We start from the raw sequence: 17,751 nt of genomic DNA, 5'->3' as shown, positions 1-17,751 counted from the left end.
ACCGTGGAACGTCACGAATACGACGTCGTCGTCATCGGAGCCGGCGGAGCCGGGCTCCGGGCGGCGATCGAGGCACGTCAGCAGGGCAAGCGCACCGCGATCGTCTGCAAGTCGCTGTTCGGCAAGGCGCACACCGTCATGGCCGAGGGCGGCGCGGCCGCGGCGATGGGCAACGTCAACTCCGACGACAACTGGATGGTCCACTTCCGCGACACCATGCGGGGCGGCAAGTTCCTGAACAACTGGCGGATGGCCGAGCTGCACGCGAAGGAGGCTCCCGACCGGGTCTGGGAGCTGGAGGCGTGGGGCGCGCTGTTCGACCGCACCAAAGACGGCAAGATCAGCCAGCGCAACTTCGGCGGGCACGAATACCCGCGCCTGGCCCACGTCGGCGACCGCACCGGCCTGGAGATGATCCGCACCCTCCAGCAGCGCGTGGTGGCCCTCCAGCAGGAGGACTTCGAGGTCCACGGCGACTACGAGGCCTACATCAAGGTCTTCGCCGAGTGCACCGTCACCCGCCTGCTGAAGGACGGCGACGCGATCTCCGGCGCCTTCGCCTACTGGCGCGAGACCGGCAAGTTCATCGTCTTCGACGCCCCGGCCGTGGTCCTGGCCACCGGCGGCATCGGCAAGTCGTTCGTGGTCACCTCGAACTCCTGGGAGTACACCGGCGACGGCCACGCGCTGGCCCTGCTCGCGGGCGCCCAGCTCATCAACATGGAGTTCATCCAGTTCCACCCGACCGGCATGGTCTGGCCGCCGTCGGTGCGGGGCATCCTGGTGACCGAGTCGGTCCGCGGCGACGGCGGGGTGCTGCGCAACTCCGAGGGCCGCCGGTTCATGTTCGACTACATCCCGGACGTCTTCAAGGACAAGTACGCCACCTCCGAGGAGGAGGGCGACCGCTGGTACACCGACCAGGCCAACAACCGCCGCCCCCCGGAGCTGCTGCCGCGTGACGAGGTGGCCCGCGCGATCAACTCCGAGGTGAAGGCCGGGCGCGGCTCGCCCCAGGGCGGCGTCTTCCTCGACGTGTCCAGCCGCCTCCCCGCCGCCGAGATCATCAAGCGGCTGCCATCGATGCACCACCAGTTCAAGGAGCTGGCCGACGTCGACATCACCGCCGAGCCGATGCAGGTCGGCCCGACCTGCCACTACGTCATGGGCGGCGTCGAGGTCGACGCCGACACCGCCGCGGCCTCGGTGCCCGGCCTGTTCGCGGCCGGCGAGGTGTCGGGCGGCATGCACGGCTCCAACCGCCTGGGCGGCAACTCCCTGTCCGACCTGCTGGTCTTCGGCCGCCGGGCGGGCGCGGGCGCGGCGGCGTACGTCGACTCGCTGGGCGACCGGCGCCCGCAGGTGACCGGCGTCGAGGAGGCCCACGCCGAGGCGGTCGCCCCGCTGGAGCGCCAGGGCGGCGAGAACCCCTACGAGGTCCACCACGAGCTCCAGCGCACGATGAACGACCTGGTCGGCATCATCCGCAAGGAGAACGAGGTCGCCGAGGCCCTTCAGGTGGTCGAGAAGCTCAAGGAGCGCGCGACCAACACGACCGCCCCCGGCGGCAAGATCTACAACCCCGGCTGGCACCTCGCCATCGACCTGCGCAACATGCTGCTGGTCAGCGAGTGCGTGGCCAAGGCCGCGCTGCTGCGGCAGGAGAGCCGGGGCGGCCACACCCGCGACGACTATCCGGCGATGGAGCCGGAGTGGCGCCGCAAGCTGCTGGTCTGCTCGGCCAAGCCCGACGGTTCCGAGGTCCAGGTCGTCGAGAAGACCCAGGTGTCCATGCGCGCCGACCTGATCACCCTGTTCGACCGGGCCGAGCTCTCGAAGTACCTCACCGAGGATGAACTCGCGGAGTACGACGCCGCGGCCAAGGAGTTGTCATGAGTTACAAGGGCAAGTTCCGCGTCTGGCGCGGCGAGGGCGGAGAAGGCCGCCTGGAGGACTTCACGGTCGAGGTCAACGAGGGCGAGGTCGTCCTCGACGTCATCCACCGCCTGCAGGCCACCCAGGCGCCCGACCTCGCGGTGCGCTGGAACTGCAAGGCCGGCAAGTGCGGCTCGTGCTCGATGGAGATCAACGGCAAGCCCCGGCTGGGCTGCATGACCCGCATGTCGACCTTCACCGAGGACGAGACCATCACGGTCACCCCGATGCGCACCTTCCCGGTCATCAAAGACCTGGTGACCGACGTGTCGTACAACTACCAGAAGGCCCGCGAGATCCCGTCGTTCACGCCGCCGAAGGACGTGAAGCCGGGCGAATACCGCATGCAGCAGATCGACGTGGAGCGCTCGCAGGAGTTCCGCAAGTGCATCGAGTGCTTCATGTGCAACAACGTGTGTCACGTCATCCGTGACCACGAGGAGAACAAGACCCATTTCGCGGGTCCGCGTTTCCTCATGCGCATCGCCGAGCTCGACATGCACCCCTACGACGTGGCCGACCGCAAGGACTCCGCGCAGGAGGACCACGGCCTGGGCTACTGCAACATCACGAAGTGCTGCACCGAGGTGTGCCCCGAGCACATCAAGATCACCGACAACGCGCTCATCCCGATGAAGGAGCGCGTCGTCGACCGGAAGTACGACCCGCTGGTTTGGCTGGGGAACAAGATCTTCCGTCGTTAGCCCGCACCCGAAAGAGCCGGTCTGGACTGTCCAGGCCGGCTTTTTCACGCCTCCGACGTGCGGTTGCACCTGTCTGCCACCCGTAGGCCAGTGATCCACAACCGGGGTACAAGGCGCCCCCGGCAGGCTGCGACCAAGACGACGGGGGTAAACGCGATCATGAACAGAGCATTCGCCCCGGTGCCCCTCGACCTGGTGCCTGAGGTGGCCGGGTTCCTGACCGGCCTCGGCCTGGGGGTGCTGCGGGAGAACGAGGTGTCCGCCTTCCGCGGGCGCAACGATTCCTGGGCCGGCGTGACCAGTATGGGCCTGCCGGTCTTCGTCAAGCGGGTGGGCGGAGAGCAGGCCGACGTGCGCCGCCGGATGGCCCGCATCGCGGCGATGGGCGAGCTGCTCGACCGGCATCCGGTCGTCAACGCGCCCCGTTATCTCGGCGGCGACGCCGAGTCGGCTCTGGTGGCCTTCGGCCTGCTGGAGGACGCCGAGAGCGGCGCCGACCTCGGCGACGAGGGGTTCGGCTGGGAGCTGGCCCACTCGGCGGGCGTCCAGGTCGGCGCCCTGCACGGTCTGACTCCGCCGGAGGTGGTGGCCGCCGACGACTCCGAGCCGCCGCTTCCCCCGCTCGACGCCCTGACCGCGTTGTCCATGCGGTCCTACCTGGAGGCCAGCGGAGCCGCGATCGAGGCGTGGGCGATCCTGCACGACGACGCCGAGGTGACCGCGGCGATCAGGCGGCTGGCCGATCGGGCGAAGACCGGACCGCGGGTGCTGACCCACGGCGACCTGCGGCTCGACCAGTTCCTCGTGCACGACGACCGGCTCCACCTGGTCGACTGGGAGGAGGCCCGGGTGGGCGACGCCGCCCGGGACCTGGGCGCCTATGTGGGCGAGTGGCTCTACCGGGGCGTGCTCGGCATGGCCTCGCAGGACGACGGCGTGAGCGACCGCGAGGTGGTCGCCAACGGGGCGCGCCGGTTCGAGACGCTGCGCCCCTGCGTCGAGGCGTTCTGGTCGGGCTACCTGGAGGCCCGGCCCCGCGCCCGGCAGGACCGGGACCTGGCCGCCCGGACCGCCGGTTTCGCCGGATGGCACATGTTCGACCGGGTTCTCGCCGCCGGACACGAACGGCCCCGGCTGACGCCGCTGGAACGGGCCGCCGCCGGGGTGGGCCGCAAGGTGCTGCTCGACCCCGCCGCTTTCGTGACCACGCTGGGCATCGGAGAAGACCGGTGAAACCACTGCTCGACCGGGTCGGGATCGGCCCTGGCCTGACGTCCGCCACCGTGGACGACCGCGAGATCACCGCGGCGACCCCGAAGGCCCTGCGGGCCCTGCTGGCGAGCACCCTGTACGACGTCCTCCACGCCGGCCGGGCCGCCCAGGACGGGCCGCGCCCCCGGACGATCAGGGACCTCCCGTTCGAACAGGACCTGCGCGCCGTGGTCCCCCACGAGTCGTCGGTCGTGCTCGCCCGCGCCGAGCCCGGGATGCCCGGTGTGGTCCGGCTCGGCGGGGTGCGCGTGCGTGTCCCTGCGGAGCGGCTCGGCGAGGAGATCGGCCAGGTCAGGCGGGTCGAACTGCCCGCGGTCCGGCCGGCCGCCTCACCCGGGTTCCTGTTCGTGACCGGTTCCGCGGGTGGTGACAGCGGGTCGTCCGCGCACGTCCGGCTCTACCTGGGGGCCCGTGACGCCGATGCGGCCCCCGCGCTCTGGGGCACGGTGCTCGGCCGTCTGGAGTCGCTGCGGGTGCCCTACCGGGCCAAGGTGCTCTCCTCCCGCGCCCTGTACCCGCGTCGCGACTCCGTCGTCGTCTACCTGGGCGAACGGTCCTGGCACGTCGTTCCCGACGTCGCCGGGGCGGCCGTGTCGACCGGGCTGACCCGCGCCGACGTGTCGGCGTACGTCGCCCCGCTCGGCCCCGGCGCCGGGTGGGCCTGGGAGCCGGACGACTCCCGGCCGGGCATGCGCGGCCTGAGTTTCGGCGAGCACCGGTCACGGGCCGTCGCGGCCGGGCTGATCACGCACGCCGCCCGCGGCGGCGACCGGGACCGGTCGGTCGAGGACGCCCTCGCCGAGGCCGGGATCGTCCCCGGCGCACTCCACCGCAACACCGCCTCGCCGGCGCTCCCCTTCGAGACCACCGGCCCCTGACCCGGGGCCGGACCCGCAAAGGCACGAGAGGAGGTGAACTTCCTGCTCATCGACCACCTGATGAACGGCGCCGCCGCGTACACCTCGCTCTCCGAGATCGCGGTGGAGGACGGCCCCGAGGCCGCGCCCATTCTGACCACCAGCGTCCCGCACACCCTCACGGTGTACCTGGAGTGCTGACCCCCTTCTTCCGATTGGAGTTCCCATGTCCGCTGACCTGCTCATGGAAGGCGCCGACGCCTACACCTCGCTCGCCGAGGTCGCGACCGCCGACCAGATCGACACCCCGGAGATCACCCCGGCCCTCACCGTGAGCGCCATCGTCTCCTGGAGCCTCAGCACCACCCTCTGGGCGGAGTGCTGAGCTTCTCGAAGGGAAATCCCATGTCCGCCGAATCGCTCATGGACGGGGCCGCCGCCTACACCTCGCTCGCCGAGGTCGCGACCGCCGACCAGATCGACGTCCCGGAGATCACCCCCACGGCGGGTTACCTCACCGTCAGCATGATCACGGTGGCGACCCTCTTCGCGGAGTGCTGACGAAGCGCTCCGCACACAGCGCCTGATCCAGGCGTCTGAGGCGGTGTCGCGGGCACTCCAACTGCCCGCGACACCGCCGGTCCCTGCCCCCGACGGAGTCAAGCATGTCCTACGCACTGTTGTTCCCGCTCCAGCCCCAGCACCCGGAACAGGTCGTCCCCTTCGCCGAAGCGGTGAGCCGGGGGCGGGCCGGTCGTCTCTGGATGGGCCAGTCCTTCGGGGTCGAGTCGCACCAGATGTTCGCCTACCTGGCGGGCCGGGGGCTGCGGATCCCGACCGGGCTCGGCGTGACGCTGATGCCGCTGCGTCACCCGATGGAGGCGGCGGCCCAGGCCCGGAGCGTCGCGCTGCTCACCGGGCGCCCGGTCGTCGCCGGCTATGGCGCGGCCACCCCCGAACTGGTCAGGGGCCTGCGGGGGGAGCCGTACGCGAGACCCGCGAGCGCCGGCGCCGGATACGCCGCGACGGTGCGCGGCATGCTGAAGAAGGGCGTCTCGGGGCACGCCTGTGAGGCGTGCGTGGCCACCGGCGCGTTGTCGCCGATGAAACATCCTCCCGTGGAGGTCGGGCTGGGCGTGCTCAGGCCCGGCATGGCGCGGGCCGCCGGGAGCGTGGCCGACGTGGCCGTCACGTGGATGACGCCGCCGGCGTACGTCAGGGACACGCTGATCCCGGCGCTGGCCGAAGGGGCGGCGGGACGCAGGCCGCCGCGGGTCGCCACCGTGGTGCACTGCGGGCTGGCCGAACCCGGGCGCGACCCCGCCAGGCTGCTGCTGTCGGCGGCGCGGGGGCATCTGAGCTCACGGCACTACAGCGACATGCTCCGGCGGGCCGGGGTGCCCGCCGACCCGTCGGATCCCGAGGGGGGCGCGCGGGCGATGGTCGACGCGGGGGTCTACGCCTACGGAGCCCCCGGCGAGGTCGCCGACCGGCTGCGGGCCTACCGGGAGGCGGGAGTGGACGAGGTCGTCGTCAACACCGGCGGGGTGGCCGCGGTCGAGGGGCTGAAGGCCGGGCTGATCGACGCCGAGCGTATCCTCGCGGAGCTGGCGGACGCCGATGCGTGACCTCGCCGCCGCGATGAACGCGCCCGAGTTCAGCTCCGAACGTCTGCTCGTCATGATCACCGGGTCGCTGAACGCCACGTTCATGCCCTACTGGGTGAACTGGCTGCAACTGTCGTACCCGAAGCTGGAGATCCAGGTCGTGGTGACCCGGAGTGCCGAGCGCTTCGTGACCCGGCACGCCCTGTCGGTGATGCTGAACAAGGACGTCCCGCTCGACGCCTGGCCGGACCAGCCGGCGCCGGGGTCGCCGCACGTCCACTACGCCACCTGGCCCGACACCGTGCTGGTCTATCCCGCGACCTACAACTTCCTGAGCCGGTTCGCGGGCGGTCTCGGCGACACCCCCATGCTGCTGGCGCTGCAGACCACCAAGGCGCGGATCGGCATCGGCCCGGCGCTGCCGCCCGGCGCCACCGAGTCGCACGCCTACCGCCAGAACCTCACCGCCCTGCAGGCCAGGCCCAACGTCGTCGTCGGCGACCCGATCAAGGGCTTCAGCGCGCACACGCGGGAGTGGACGGCCTTCACGCCGCCCCCGCTCCCCCTGCTGATCGAACAACTGGAGGCCTGGCGATGAGCACGGTCGTCGCGGCGTACGGAACGGGCTACCTGCGCACCACCATCACCCGGGAGGACGACGGCTCCCACCGCTGGACCCGGCGGCCCGGACCCGACCGGGGCGGCGAGATCCGCGCCCCGCACCCCGCCCTGCGCTCCGCCGTCGCCTCGATCCCGGAGGGACGGGTCGCGCTCACCCTCCCGGAGCCGTCGGGCGACGGCGGGGTGACCTACCGGACCCGGCGGTTCCGGTCGGTCGCGTTCCTGTTCCTCGCGCCGCCGCCGGACGGGACCGACCCCCGGCCGCTCATCGAGGACACGCTCACGGAGGCCGCCCGCACCCTCGCCCGTCTGCACGCCGTCCCGGTGCCCGGCGTGGAGCTGCCGGACGTGCCGACCGGCGTACGGAGACTGCTCGGCTGGCTGCGCGGCGGGACGGGCCCGCGCGGCGCGGCGGAACTGCACCGGAGGGCCGGCCGGGTGCTCGGCCGGGAACGGCTCGGCCTGGTGGAGAGCTGGTGCGCCGAGAGCGGCGGGCGGCGGGTCCTGCTGCACGGCGCCCCCGGCCACGGCGTCCTGCTCCCGGGCGGCGAACTGCTGATCGGAGAGGACCTAGCGGCCGGGCCGCCCGAGTTCGACCTCGGCTGGCTCGTCGGCGAACTCGTGGAGTTCGGCCACGCCGGCCCGCCGGACGCGCCCTATGGCCGGGCCGACCACGACTCCTTCATCGAGACCCTGCTGGACGCCTACCCCGCGCCCCTGGACCTGGCGGCCGTGGGACGGGTGGCGCTGCTGCGTTTCCTCACCCACACCCGTGACTACGCCTCCTTCATGGGCTGGCACGACATGCTGGACGGCTACCTGACCGTCCTGGCCGACGTGATCGACGCCGCCGCCGAAGGCCGACTGCTGCGGGAGGCGAGCCGCCGGTGAGGAGGGTGACCCTGCCCAACGGCCTGCGGGTGGTCGTCGAGGAGAACCACACGACCCCGGTGGCGAGCGTGGCCGTGCACTACGACGTCGGCTTCCGGGCCGAGGACCGCTCCGGCATGGCCCACCTGTTCGAGCACCTGATGTTCCAGGGCGCGCAGGGCCGCGACGGCGACCACTTCCAGCACGTCGAGAGCGTCGGCGGCTTCTGCAACGCCTCCACCCGGCAGGACTACACCGACTTCTACACCGTGGTCCCCGCCGAGGCGCTCGACCGGGTGATCGCCGCCGAGGCCGGCCGGATGCGGGCCCCGAAGATCACCGAACGGGCGATCAGGACGCAGACCGAGGTGATCCGCGAGGAGATCCTGGGCAAGATCCGCAAGCCTTACGGGGGTTTCCCCTGGCCGCGCCTGTCGCCCGTGCTCTTCCGCGACTTCGCCAACGCCCACGACGGCTACGGCGACCACGAGGCGCTCCTCGGCGTCACCGTGGACGACTGCGCCGGTTTCTTCGCCCGCCACTACGGTCCGGGCAACGCGGTGCTGACCGTGACCGGTGACGTCCGGACCGACCGGGTCCTGGACGTCGTGTCCCGGACGTTCGGGGAACTGCCCGCGGCCCCGGTGCCGGAGCGGGTGTCCCGATGGGAGCCGGAGCCCGCGGGCCTGGTCGAGGGTGAACACCTCGACCCGATGGCCCCGATGCCCGCCTTCGCGATCGGCCACCGGGTGCCCGACCCGGCCGCCGGGTTCGGCACGCACTTCGCCTTCGCCGCGGTGGCCGCCGCGCTGACCGGCGGCAACCGCCCCCGCCTGCGGGAACGCCTGCGCCGGGAGACCGGGCACACGGTGACGTTCTCGGCCCGCACGGGCCTGTTCGACCTCCTCGACGCCCGCGACCCCGACATGTGGGTCCTCACCGCGATCCACCCGGGGGAACTCCCCGCCGAGCGGGTGCTGGCGGCCGTGGACGCCGAACTGGAGTCGATCGCCCGCTTCGGCCCCACCCTGGAGGAGCTCGCCCGCCGCCGCACGAGCTGGACCAACACCCACCACAGGGCCATGGACGAACCCGCCCAGCGGGTCCGCGCCCTGGGCCGCTTCGAGATCCTCTTCGGCGACGCCGGGACGGCCGACCTGCTGCCCGGCCTGTGCGCGTCGGTGACGGCGGAGGACGCGGCCAAGGCGGCGGCCACGCTCCGGGCCGACTCGCGCGCCCTCCTGACGCTCGTCCCGGGAGCGGCCCGGTGAACCGGCTCGTCGACCGCCTGCTGCCCAACGGCCTCCGAATCATGGCGCTGGAGTACGGCGTCATGCCGATGGTGGAGGCGCGGCTGCACCTGCCCGCGCCCTGTCACACCCCCGCCGACCTGGCCGCCTCGATGCTGCTCGCCACCGGGGTGTCGCTGGGCCGGGACCCGGGCGACGGGGTGGAGCTCGGCGCGGCCGGAGACGTGCACCGGGTCGCGGTCACCGCCTCCGCCGCGCCGGCCGACCTCGGTCTCCTGCTGACCACCCTCGCCGGGGTGACCGGCGGACGACCCGGCGACCTCGCGACGGCACGCGGCCACCTGGCGGCGCGGTTGCGGGTGCTCGGCGCCCATCCCGACGTCGCGACCCGGACCGCGCTCAGCCGCCACCTGTTCGGCGGCCACCCGGTCGCCCATCCCTTCCCCACGGCGGACGACGTGGCCGCGATCACCGAGATCGGCCGCCCGTTCGACCCCAGAGGCGCGGTGCTGGTCGTCCTCGCCCCGGAGGACCCCGAACGGCTCGCCGACGCGGCCGGGAAGGCGCTGGGCGGCTGGGCGCCGGGCCACACCACACCGCTGCCGCCGCTTCCCCCGATCGTCACCGGCCGCCTGGCCGCGCTGCCGCAGCCGGGCACGGCCCAGTCGCGGATCCGCCTGCGCGCCCCCGCCGTGGCGGCCCCGGACCCCGGCTACCCCGCGCTCTTCGTGGCGAACAACGTGGTGGGCGGCTACCTGTCGTCACGCCTGGCCAGAAGCCTGCGCGAGGACCGGGGCTACGTGTACGGCGTCAGGTCCTACTTCGACCCGCACCCCGGACGCCCGCTGCTGGCCGTCGAGGCCGACACCGCCGCCGCGACCACCTCGGCCGCGCTGGAGGTGCTCGGCGAGGAGTTCGACCGGCTGGGCGACCATCCGCCCACCGAGGAGGAGGTCCGGGCCGCCCGCACCTACGCGCTCGGGTCGGCCGCGACCCGGCTCGCCTCCCGCGCGGCCTTCGCCAACGCGCTGGCCGACCTGGCCGGGCGGTCGGAGGATCCCCTGCTGCTGTTCGACTTCGCCCGCCGCCTGGGAGCCGTGACGACCGACGAGGTGATCGCCGCCGCGGCCCGCCATCTCACCCCCGGCCGGTTCTCCGGCGTGGTCGCCGCCGACCCCGGGGCCCTGCCGGAGACGCTCTCGCTCGTCCGATAGAAAAGGCCGGCCCGGACGGCCGGGCCGGCCTCTCAGTCAGGGACTCACCACGGGGACGGCCCCGGGGGCGCCACCACCGGCGGGCGGTCGTCGCAGGTGATGGTGTTCGGGAGCTGCCACGAGCCGGCCCACGGGCCGGTGGTGCCGCCGCCGTCGTTGCCGCCCAGGTCGGTCACCGAGAACTCCGAGCCCGTGGGCGGGAAGCCGAACGAGCCGCAGTTGTTGATGCCGACCGCGCCGACGTTGCGGGCGTCGACGTTCTCGAACGACGCGCCGCCCTTGACGCGGGCGCTCAGCACCGAGGTGCCGGTGCCGTCGACCCTGATGTCCTTGAACTTCACGCCGGTGATCGAATAGAGGTCCTTCACGCCCCACTCGCTCACCATCATGATCGCGTTGTAGGTGCTGTCGAGGTAGTGGTCGCCGGTGACCTGGATGTCGTTCTCGATCGAGCGGTCGAGGGCGTAGAACCAGATCGAGCCGAGGCCGATGCGCCAGTTCAGGTCGAACGCGCCGGCCCGGACGGTGGTGTTGCCGGTGAACTTCAGGGTGCCGGTGAAGGGCTCGGCGCCGAAGCGCGAACCGGCGTGCAGGCCGGAGCCCTCACGCAGCGGGTCGGCCACCAGGTTGTTCGAGACGACGTTGTCCTTGCCGCCGTAGATCGCGATGCCGTTGGCCAGCGTCGGGGTCTGCACGGTGTTGCGGTCGAAGACGTTGCCGACGTTGGGGTTCTTCTCCGACCACATGGCCAGGCCGTCGTCACCCGTGTTGCGGATGAAGTTGCCGGCCACCACCGAGTTGGTCACGCCGCCGTGGAAGTTCAGGGCGTCGGCCATCTGGTCGACGATGATGTTGTCGGTCACCTTGAGGTTGTTCATCGGGCCGTCGAACCAGAGCCCGACCTTGGTGTGCCGGATGTACAGGCCCTTGATCGTCGAGTCGCTCATCGCGCCGCCGATGCCGTTGACCTGGTCGGTGTCGATTCTCTCCCGTACGTCGCCCTCGATGGTGAAGCCCGACAGGTGCACGTTGCGGCTGCCGCCGTCGGCGGCGTCCCTGCCGTAGAAGCCGACGCCGGTATGCACCGAGCCGTCGGGGGCCGGGGTCGGCAGCGCGACCTCCTTGCCCTTGATGATCGTGTACCAGGATCCGGCGCCCTCGATCGTCACGTCGTCGACGATGATGTGGCGGTTGACCTGGTAGACGCCCGGCGGGAGGTAGACCTTCAGGTTGCTCCGCTTGGCGAACGCGATGGCCTTCTCGATGGCCGGGGCCGAGTCCCTGCGTCCGGTCGGGTCGGCGCCGAACAGCAGCACGTTGGCCGCCAGCACCCGCACGTGGGGAGCGCCGACGACCTCGGAGTCGAGCAGGTCGATGACCGTCCAGGCGGCGTTGGTGTTCGCCGGGGCGGTGAGCCGGACCTTGTCACCGGCCTTGTACGTCCTGCCGAGCAACAACCGCTGCTCGTCGTAGAAGTGCATCGGCCGGAACGGCTTGGTGATCTCGGGCGCGGGGCTGGTCGCGGCCGGCACGCACTGGCACTCGGTGATCCACCAGTCGGGGTGCAGCAGCCCCGCGTTCGGGTCGTTGGTGAACGGATACTGGTTGTAGAGCCACGCGAACTGGCTGGTCAGCGTCAGGGTCTTCTTGTTGCCGCCGTTGACGGTCACGTTCAGCGGCGCGGTGATGCCGCCACCGTTCGGGGCGTCGGGCACGCTGTAGCGAACGGTGATCGCGTTGGCGGCCTTCGGCAGGGTGAACTCCACCCACTGCCCGGGGGTCAGCTTGACCGCCTTGCGGCCCGAGGCCTCGGCCGGGAGCGTGTACGCGTTCCTGTCGGGGCCGATCACGACGCCGTTGGTGGCCGCGTTCTCGGCCTCCTGCTCGACGAACGGGACGTTCGCGCCGCGGCCGGCGACCAACGACGGGTCGAGCGCGGCCCGCGTCACCGCGGTCGGGGTCGCCGTCTGATGTGCCGCGGCCGGGCCGGCCACCACCAGGCCCAAGCCCACGGCGGTGGCAGTGACCGCCGCCAACGCCACTCTTCGTGACATCTCGTGCTCGTTTCTGTCGGGGGGTGAACACCTGAGGGTGAGGTGACAGTAGGTCGCCCGTGCCCCGTTCCACAAGAGTCCTGCGAAATAGTTTCGTAACGCTCTCGCTTTCTTGCGCGCTTTGAAGCCGCGTGTTGCATGCCCACGCAACGCACGACCAGGTCGGACGTCAGGTGCGCAAAAAGAAACAGCCCTCCCGATCAGGAGGGCTGTCACGCGTCCGGTCAGTGGTCGTCGTCCGGCGGGTGGTTGGAGCTTTCGAGGACGTAACCCTTGGCGTAGGTCGGCGACGGCGGCGCGGGCGGCGGCGGAGCCGTCGGCGGCTGCTGCTGGTAGACGTAGGGCTGCGGGTAGTCCTGCGGCGGCGCGGCGGCCGGGGCCGGGAACGGCATCGGGTAGGGCACCGGCACGTAGTTGACGACCTGCTGCGGAGGCGGCTGCTGCGGCGGGTAGGGCTGCGCGTAGGGCGGCTGCCCGAAGGGGTGGGCGTAGGGCTGCGGCCCGTAGGGCTGCATCGGGTAGCCCGGGTAGGGCATCATCGCCATGTTCGGCGGCAGTTGCGGGCCCGCCTTGCGGACCGCCGCCGCGTGGGCCAGGCGGCGCAGCCGGCCCTCGAAGACCAGCCAGGCGAGCAGCGCCAGCAGCACCAGCACGGCGGCCGGCACGGCCAGCTTGCGGCTGAGCGTGACCTCGTCGAAGTAGGGCGTCGCGTTCCGGATCTCCACCTGGGCCGTCTCGGGCACCGGCTGGTTCATGCCGCCGCCCTGGGTCGGCTGGGTGCCGGTGGGCGGTTCGGCCGGGGCCAGGGAGACGCCGGGCTCCGACTCGGCCGGCTCGCTCGGCACCGTCTCGGCGGGCGGCGGCGCGACGTCGTTCGTCGGCGGCGCCACCGGTTGCTCCTGCGTCACCGTCGGGATCGGCTGCTCCTGCGTGGGCTCCTGCGCCGGCTCGGTCTGCGAGGTCGTCGGCTTCTTCGTCGGCGTCGGGGTGACCGTCTGGGTGACGGTGACCACGGCCTCCGACGGGGTCGGCGACGGCGTCATGGTGACCGTGGTGGTCACCGTGTCGCAGGATTGGTTGACGTCGCAGGGATCGACGGGATTGGCGGCGCTCGCGCCGGCGGCCACCATCACGGCCACGCCGAGCGAACCGACCACCGCGGCCAGCACCGCCGCGGTTCTCCTGGGCGCTCGACCGACCACCGGGTTCCTCCGCCGCTTTTGCCTGACTCCGTACGTCAAACAAATACTAGTCCGGCAAAGTAACGGCAAACCTCACTTTGGTTGCGGGTCGGAAACGACCTTGCGCCGTCCGAGCCGCATCTGCAGCGCCAGCACGGCGATCAGGGCCGCGATCGCGGCGACCACGCCCGGCCAGCCCTTGACGATCTCCAGACCCGAGTCCTCCTGCGCGATCGCCTGGGTGTTGTTCAGCGACCGGGGCAGTGGCGGGCCGCTCGGCGTGGGCGTCGCCATCGGCATCAGCAGCTCCGGCGGCGTGCCGCCCTCGACCATCCCGGGCGGCAGCGGCGGGCCCGGCGGGAGCTGCGGCAGCGGCGGCAGATTCGACAACGCCCCTGACAACGGCTCCTGCATCATCTCGCCCTGGACGGGCGCCGGCGCCGCGTTCGGCATCGGCTGCGGCAGCTCCGCCGGCGCGCCCTCGGTCCCCGGCGCCAGGTTCCCGCCCGGTCCCCGGGGCTCGCCGATCGCCATCTGACCAGGGGCGACCTGTGGCTCCTGCCCCGGCTGAGGAGCCGGGGGAAGGCCCGGCTGCCGGCCGGGCGCACCGTCGACGAGCGGGCTCTGACCAGGGTTGACATTGCCCGGCATCTCGGGCGCCGGGATGCCCGGCATGGCCTGCGGCTGGGCGACGGGCTCGATGAGCTGGTGGCCCTTCGGCCCTCTTTGCTCGCCGCCCCCGCGAAGGTCGGGCGGGCCCTGCTCGGGGCCTCCCGGCCAGGCCTGCTCTCCACCGCCGCGAAGGTCGGGCGGGCCCTGCCGATCGGGGCCTCCCGGCCAGGCCTGCTCTCCACCGCCGCGAAGGTCGGGCGGGCCCTGCCGATCGGGGCCTCCCGGCCAGTTCTGCTCTCCACCGCCGCGGCCCCGAGGGGGGCCCTGCTCGTCTCGGCCGTACGTCTCGGGCCAGTTCCGCATCTCGGCCTCGCGGACCCGGGGCCGGTGCTGCTTTTCGCCGCGGGCCCGCGAACGGCCCCGCTCCTCGGCCCCACGGGCGCGCGGGTGGTTGCGGCCCTCGGTCTGGCGGGTCCGCGGCCGGGCCGCGGTCTCCCGGGTGGACGGGTCGGCCGGAACGTGAACGGGCAGTTGGGCCTGCATCGGGTGGGTGACCATGCTCTCGGCCGCGAAGGTCTGCGGCTGGGCCAGTTCTCCGGCCAGCTGCGTCGGCGGCGCCACCTGGCTCTCGGCGACGTACACGGGGCGGCCCTGGGAGTCGCCCATCTGGGTCTGGGCCTCGGAGGTCACCCGGGCGGCCTCCTCGGCGAACTGGCCGGCGAGGGCGCGGGCCTCCGCGTCGGCCACCGCGGCCGACTCGGCCGACTGGGTCACGCCGTCGGCCAGTTCGCCCGTCGCCGCGAGCGCGCTGAGCTTGCCGGGCGGCAGCGAGCTGAGGCGGGCGCACACGACGGACACCCGGCGGGCCAGTTCGGCCATGTCGAGGTTCAGCCGCATCGCGGCCGGAGCCTCCACGAACAACCCCGGGCCCGTCATCGTCTGGTCGGGCTGGGCGGGGCCCGGCTGGACGGGGCAGCGCCACCCCGGGCCGGTCGCCCCATCGGGCACCGAGCACGCGGCGTGACCGCACGGGGCCGCCAGGCGGAACCGCCAGACGTCGCCGGTTCTCATCCATCGGCCGGGATCCTCCACGGCCAAGGCCGGTGAGGCCGACAGCGCCAGGATTCCGGCTCCGACCAGGGACACCACACGTCCAGCGACCACCAGAATCCCCTCCCCCGATTACACTCAGTAATCGTTATTCACACGAAGTGGGGGGACTCAACCCTCCTTGAGCAGATCTTGGACCTCTCTGACGATCGGGAGGTCAGCGGGCAACCACGGCACCGACTCGAACTCGAACGGCTCAAGCCACCGCAGCGCGAGGTGTTCGCGCGCCTCCGGCGTGCGGCCGCAGACGATCGTCGCCAACCAGATCCGCAACACGTAGCCGTTGCTGAGCGTCCAGTCGCCGCCCACCCTCTTGCCCGGGACGACCGTGACCCCGAGCTCCTCCTCGCACTCGCGCACGAGCGCGTCGATGTCGCTCTCTCCCGGGTCGACCTTCCCGCCGGGAAACTCCCACCCGCCGCGCAACTCCGGCGGTTCGGCCCGCTGAGCGCTCAGCAGACGGCCGTCCGCGATGATCGCGGCCCCTACGACGACCTGTGTCATGCCTGCCTAGGTTAGGGCCAGACGCTTGAGCTGCTCCAGCACATCGGGATTCTGCAACGGCCGCGTGAAGCCGACGATGGCGCCCCGGTCTCGGTAGGTGGTCACCTTGATGGGGCCGCAGAGCGTGCAGCGCGCCTCGACCATCTTGCCCGGCGACACGATCATCCCCACGTGGCCGGGGTTGTTCGCCGAGGTCCCGGGGCCGGAGTTGAAGAACACCAGATCCCCGGCCTGCTCCTCGCCGGCGTCGATGCGCACCCCGAACGGCCACTGCCCGAAGGTGGTGCGGGGGATGTTCAACCCCGCGTTCCGGTACGCCATGTAGATGATCCCCGAGCAGTCGTAGCCGTCGGGCCCGGTGCCGCCCCAGACATAGGGCTTGCCGCGCTGCGCGAGGGCGTAGTCGAGGATCCTGTCGACCACCGCGTTGGGCGCGTCGTAGGCGACCTCGCAGGCCGGGTTGGCCTCCGGCGGCACGTCGACCGAGCCCGACTGGGCGTATTTGGCGGCGATCTCCAGCACCTGGTCGACGTACCAGTTGGCCCGGTTGTAGACGAACAGGGCCTTGCGCAGGTCGTCGGGGGCGCCGTTGCGCTTGAGCATCTTGGCCGCGCCCAGGATCGCGTCGGCCGGGTTGTAGACGTCGGCGACGCCGTCGTCGTCGCCGTCGGAGGCGTAGCCGTTGAACTCCGACGGGATCGGGATGCGCGCCTTGCCGCCCCACGTGCTGATGAGGAACTGCATCGGCCCGGCCGCGCCCGCGTAGTTGGTGCCGCTCTGCACGCCCGGCAGCTCCGACCGGCCGTGGTCGGTCTCTCGTTTGCCGACGGCGGCCAGCACGTTCCACTGCACGCCGACGGCCTCGCCGTGCCGCTTGTAGAGCTCCAGCATCTCCGGCGGGATGTCCTCCTGCGCGGTCTCCGACAGGTCGGAGGTGTCCACCTCGCAGGCCGCCGAGCCGCCGCCCATCATGATGTTGGGCAGCGGCGTCATCAGCACGATCGCGCCGAACATGGTCAGCGGCACCACGACGGCCAGCAGCCCGGCCAGCCACTTCCAGTTCGCGAGCCGGGTCGTCGTCACGGGGAGACGTCCCCGTCCTGGCCGCTGCGGGCCAGTTGCAGGTCGTAGACCCGCCAGTCGGCGCCGACCTGGACGACGGTGACCGCGTAGTCCTCGACCTGGTTCTTGGCCCCGCTCAGCGCGGTGATCTCGGCGGTGCCCTCGACGACCACGACGACCGAGTTGGCCGACATGTCGCGGATCGACTTCAGCCGGGCCTTCCCCTTCGACACGATCTGGTCGGCCGTGTCGTGCTCGACGGCGGCCGGAGAGGTGACCGTACGGGTCAGGTCGTCGCCGAACTCGACCGTGGTGAACGCCTTGAGCCGGTCGGCCCGGCCCACCGCGTCGTTGTAGGAGTAGGTGCCGTATTCGACGGTGAACCGCCGGGCCAGGTCGGCCGCCGCGCCGAGCTGGTCACGCGACAGCGGCAGGTAGGAGTAGACGTCGAACTCGGCCGACGGCGTGGTCGCCACCTGGCTCGGCACGGCCACCGGCGGCGCGGTGACCGTGCGGGTGGCCGCCGGCTCCCCCGGCTGCGCCGCCCCGACCTCGCCGCTGCCGTCGCCCAGGGTCGTTAAATAGATCCCGAGCGCGGCCAGCACGACGACGGCGGCGACGAACAGGCCCTTCCTCCGGCCGTCGTTCATGATCAGTCCTTGTCGCGGGGCCGCAGCCAGAACGGCGCGGCGTTGTCACCACCGCCGCCGCTGCCACTGCCGCTTCCGCCGCCGCGACCGCTGTCGGACCGGCCCGGCAGCCACAGCGGCGGCGCGTCGGAGGAGCGGGCGGGCCGCTCGGCCGGCCGTGCCGACTCGGCCCGGGGGGCCCGGGTCGGCTCGGGGCGGGGCCGCTGCGGCGGCGCCGACCGGCGCGACGAACCCGACCACCGTCCGCC

At 72.2% G+C, this 17,751-nt stretch carries 18 protein-coding genes and 1 pseudogene; 12 read left to right on the top strand and 7 right to left on the bottom strand.

Features of this window, described 5'->3' with window-relative positions; genetic code table 11:
* Positions 1 to 3: 3 nt before the first annotated feature.
* The 12 genes from AW273_RS07970 to AW273_RS07930 all read left to right on the top strand — a co-directional run bounded on the left by AW273_RS07970 (position 4) and on the right by AW273_RS07930 (position 10,330).
* Positions 4 to 1,896, top strand: coding sequence for a fumarate reductase/succinate dehydrogenase flavoprotein subunit (locus tag AW273_RS07970; protein ID WP_083949587.1), 1,893 nt, complete (start codon positions 4 to 6; stop codon positions 1,894 to 1,896).
* On the top strand, positions 1,893 to 2,639 hold the full coding sequence (locus AW273_RS07965) for a succinate dehydrogenase/fumarate reductase iron-sulfur subunit (RefSeq protein WP_062339010.1): 747 nt from the start codon (positions 1,893 to 1,895) through the stop codon (positions 2,637 to 2,639). The genes AW273_RS07970 and AW273_RS07965 overlap by 4 nt, the downstream gene beginning before the upstream one ends.
* Positions 2,640 to 2,798: 159 nt before the next feature.
* Entirely contained in the window at positions 2,799 to 3,872 is a 1,074-nt protein-coding gene (gene lxmK, locus AW273_RS07960; RefSeq protein WP_063909873.1) for a class V lanthionine synthetase subunit LxmK, read from the top strand.
* Positions 3,869 to 4,789, top strand: a complete 921-nt coding sequence (locus AW273_RS07955) for a T3SS effector HopA1 family protein (protein WP_062346719.1) — start codon at positions 3,869 to 3,871, stop codon at positions 4,787 to 4,789. The genes lxmK and AW273_RS07955 overlap by 4 nt, the downstream gene beginning before the upstream one ends.
* 33 nt (positions 4,790 to 4,822) lie before the next feature.
* On the top strand, positions 4,823 to 4,969 hold the full coding sequence (locus AW273_RS37065; RefSeq protein ID WP_157555632.1) for an LxmA leader domain family RiPP: 147 nt from the start codon (positions 4,823 to 4,825) through the stop codon (positions 4,967 to 4,969).
* A 25-nt stretch (positions 4,970 to 4,994) separates the two neighbouring features.
* Positions 4,995 to 5,153 carry an LxmA leader domain family RiPP gene (locus AW273_RS37060; RefSeq protein ID WP_157555631.1) on the top strand — a complete coding sequence of 53 codons (159 nt, stop codon included), beginning with the start codon at positions 4,995 to 4,997 and terminating at the stop codon, positions 5,151 to 5,153.
* 20 nt (positions 5,154 to 5,173) lie between these two features.
* The gene (locus AW273_RS37055) at positions 5,174 to 5,329 is read left to right on the top strand and encodes an LxmA leader domain family RiPP (RefSeq protein WP_157555630.1); all 156 of its coding nucleotides are present in this window, start codon (positions 5,174 to 5,176) and stop codon (positions 5,327 to 5,329) included.
* A 104-nt stretch (positions 5,330 to 5,433) separates the two neighbouring features.
* On the top strand, positions 5,434 to 6,396 hold the full coding sequence (locus AW273_RS07950) for an LLM class flavin-dependent oxidoreductase (RefSeq protein ID WP_062346717.1): 963 nt from the start codon (positions 5,434 to 5,436) through the stop codon (positions 6,394 to 6,396).
* Positions 6,389 to 6,973 carry a flavoprotein gene (locus AW273_RS07945; protein WP_062346715.1) on the top strand — a complete coding sequence of 195 codons (585 nt, stop codon included), beginning with the start codon at positions 6,389 to 6,391 and terminating at the stop codon, positions 6,971 to 6,973. Before AW273_RS07950 ends, AW273_RS07945 begins: the two co-directional genes overlap by 8 nt.
* Positions 6,970 to 7,887 carry a phosphotransferase gene (locus AW273_RS07940; protein ID WP_062346713.1) on the top strand — a complete coding sequence of 306 codons (918 nt, stop codon included), beginning with the start codon at positions 6,970 to 6,972 and terminating at the stop codon, positions 7,885 to 7,887. Before AW273_RS07945 ends, AW273_RS07940 begins: the two co-directional genes overlap by 4 nt.
* Positions 7,884 to 9,137, top strand: a complete 1,254-nt coding sequence (locus AW273_RS07935; protein ID WP_062346711.1) for a M16 family metallopeptidase — start codon at positions 7,884 to 7,886, stop codon at positions 9,135 to 9,137. Before AW273_RS07940 ends, AW273_RS07935 begins: the two co-directional genes overlap by 4 nt.
* Positions 9,134 to 10,330, top strand: a complete 1,197-nt coding sequence (locus tag AW273_RS07930; protein WP_062346709.1) for a M16 family metallopeptidase — start codon at positions 9,134 to 9,136, stop codon at positions 10,328 to 10,330. The genes AW273_RS07935 and AW273_RS07930 overlap by 4 nt, the downstream gene beginning before the upstream one ends.
* A gap of 44 nt (positions 10,331 to 10,374) precedes the next feature.
* On the opposite strand, the gene AW273_RS07925 is transcribed toward AW273_RS07930, so the two are convergent.
* The 7 genes and pseudogenes from AW273_RS07925 to AW273_RS37795 form a co-directional block, all read right to left on the bottom strand.
* The gene (locus tag AW273_RS07925) at positions 10,375 to 12,384 is read right to left on the bottom strand and encodes a glycosyl hydrolase family 28-related protein (protein WP_062346707.1); all 2,010 of its coding nucleotides are present in this window, start codon (positions 12,382 to 12,384) and stop codon (positions 10,375 to 10,377) included.
* A 224-nt stretch (positions 12,385 to 12,608) separates the two neighbouring features.
* Positions 12,609 to 13,586: a hypothetical protein gene (locus AW273_RS07920; protein ID WP_157555629.1), complete on the bottom strand. Its 978-nt coding sequence runs from the start codon at positions 13,584 to 13,586 to the stop codon at positions 12,609 to 12,611.
* 72 nt (positions 13,587 to 13,658) lie between these two features.
* Complete coding sequence (locus AW273_RS07915; RefSeq protein WP_157555628.1) at positions 13,659 to 15,248, bottom strand: hypothetical protein; 1,590 nt, start codon at positions 15,246 to 15,248, stop codon at positions 13,659 to 13,661.
* Between the two features lie 150 nt (positions 15,249 to 15,398).
* Entirely contained in the window at positions 15,399 to 15,791 is a 393-nt protein-coding gene (locus tag AW273_RS07910) for a (deoxy)nucleoside triphosphate pyrophosphohydrolase (protein WP_062346700.1), read from the bottom strand.
* Positions 15,792 to 15,797: 6 nt separating this feature from the next.
* On the bottom strand, positions 15,798 to 16,874 hold the full coding sequence (locus tag AW273_RS07905) for a C40 family peptidase (RefSeq protein WP_232327175.1): 1,077 nt from the start codon (positions 16,872 to 16,874) through the stop codon (positions 15,798 to 15,800).
* Positions 16,871 to 17,503, bottom strand: a complete 633-nt coding sequence (locus tag AW273_RS07900; protein ID WP_063909872.1) for a hypothetical protein — start codon at positions 17,501 to 17,503, stop codon at positions 16,871 to 16,873. The genes AW273_RS07905 and AW273_RS07900 overlap by 4 nt, the downstream gene beginning before the upstream one ends.
* Before the next feature lie 2 nt (positions 17,504 to 17,505).
* A pseudogene (locus AW273_RS37795) lies at positions 17,506 to 17,751 on the bottom strand (hypothetical protein); the annotation flags it as partial.

This window comes from Herbidospora yilanensis (assembly GCF_001570565.1).
Taxonomy (GTDB): domain Bacteria; phylum Actinomycetota; class Actinomycetes; order Streptosporangiales; family Streptosporangiaceae; genus Herbidospora; species Herbidospora yilanensis.
This window is presented reverse-complemented; position numbering and strand designations above follow the sequence as displayed.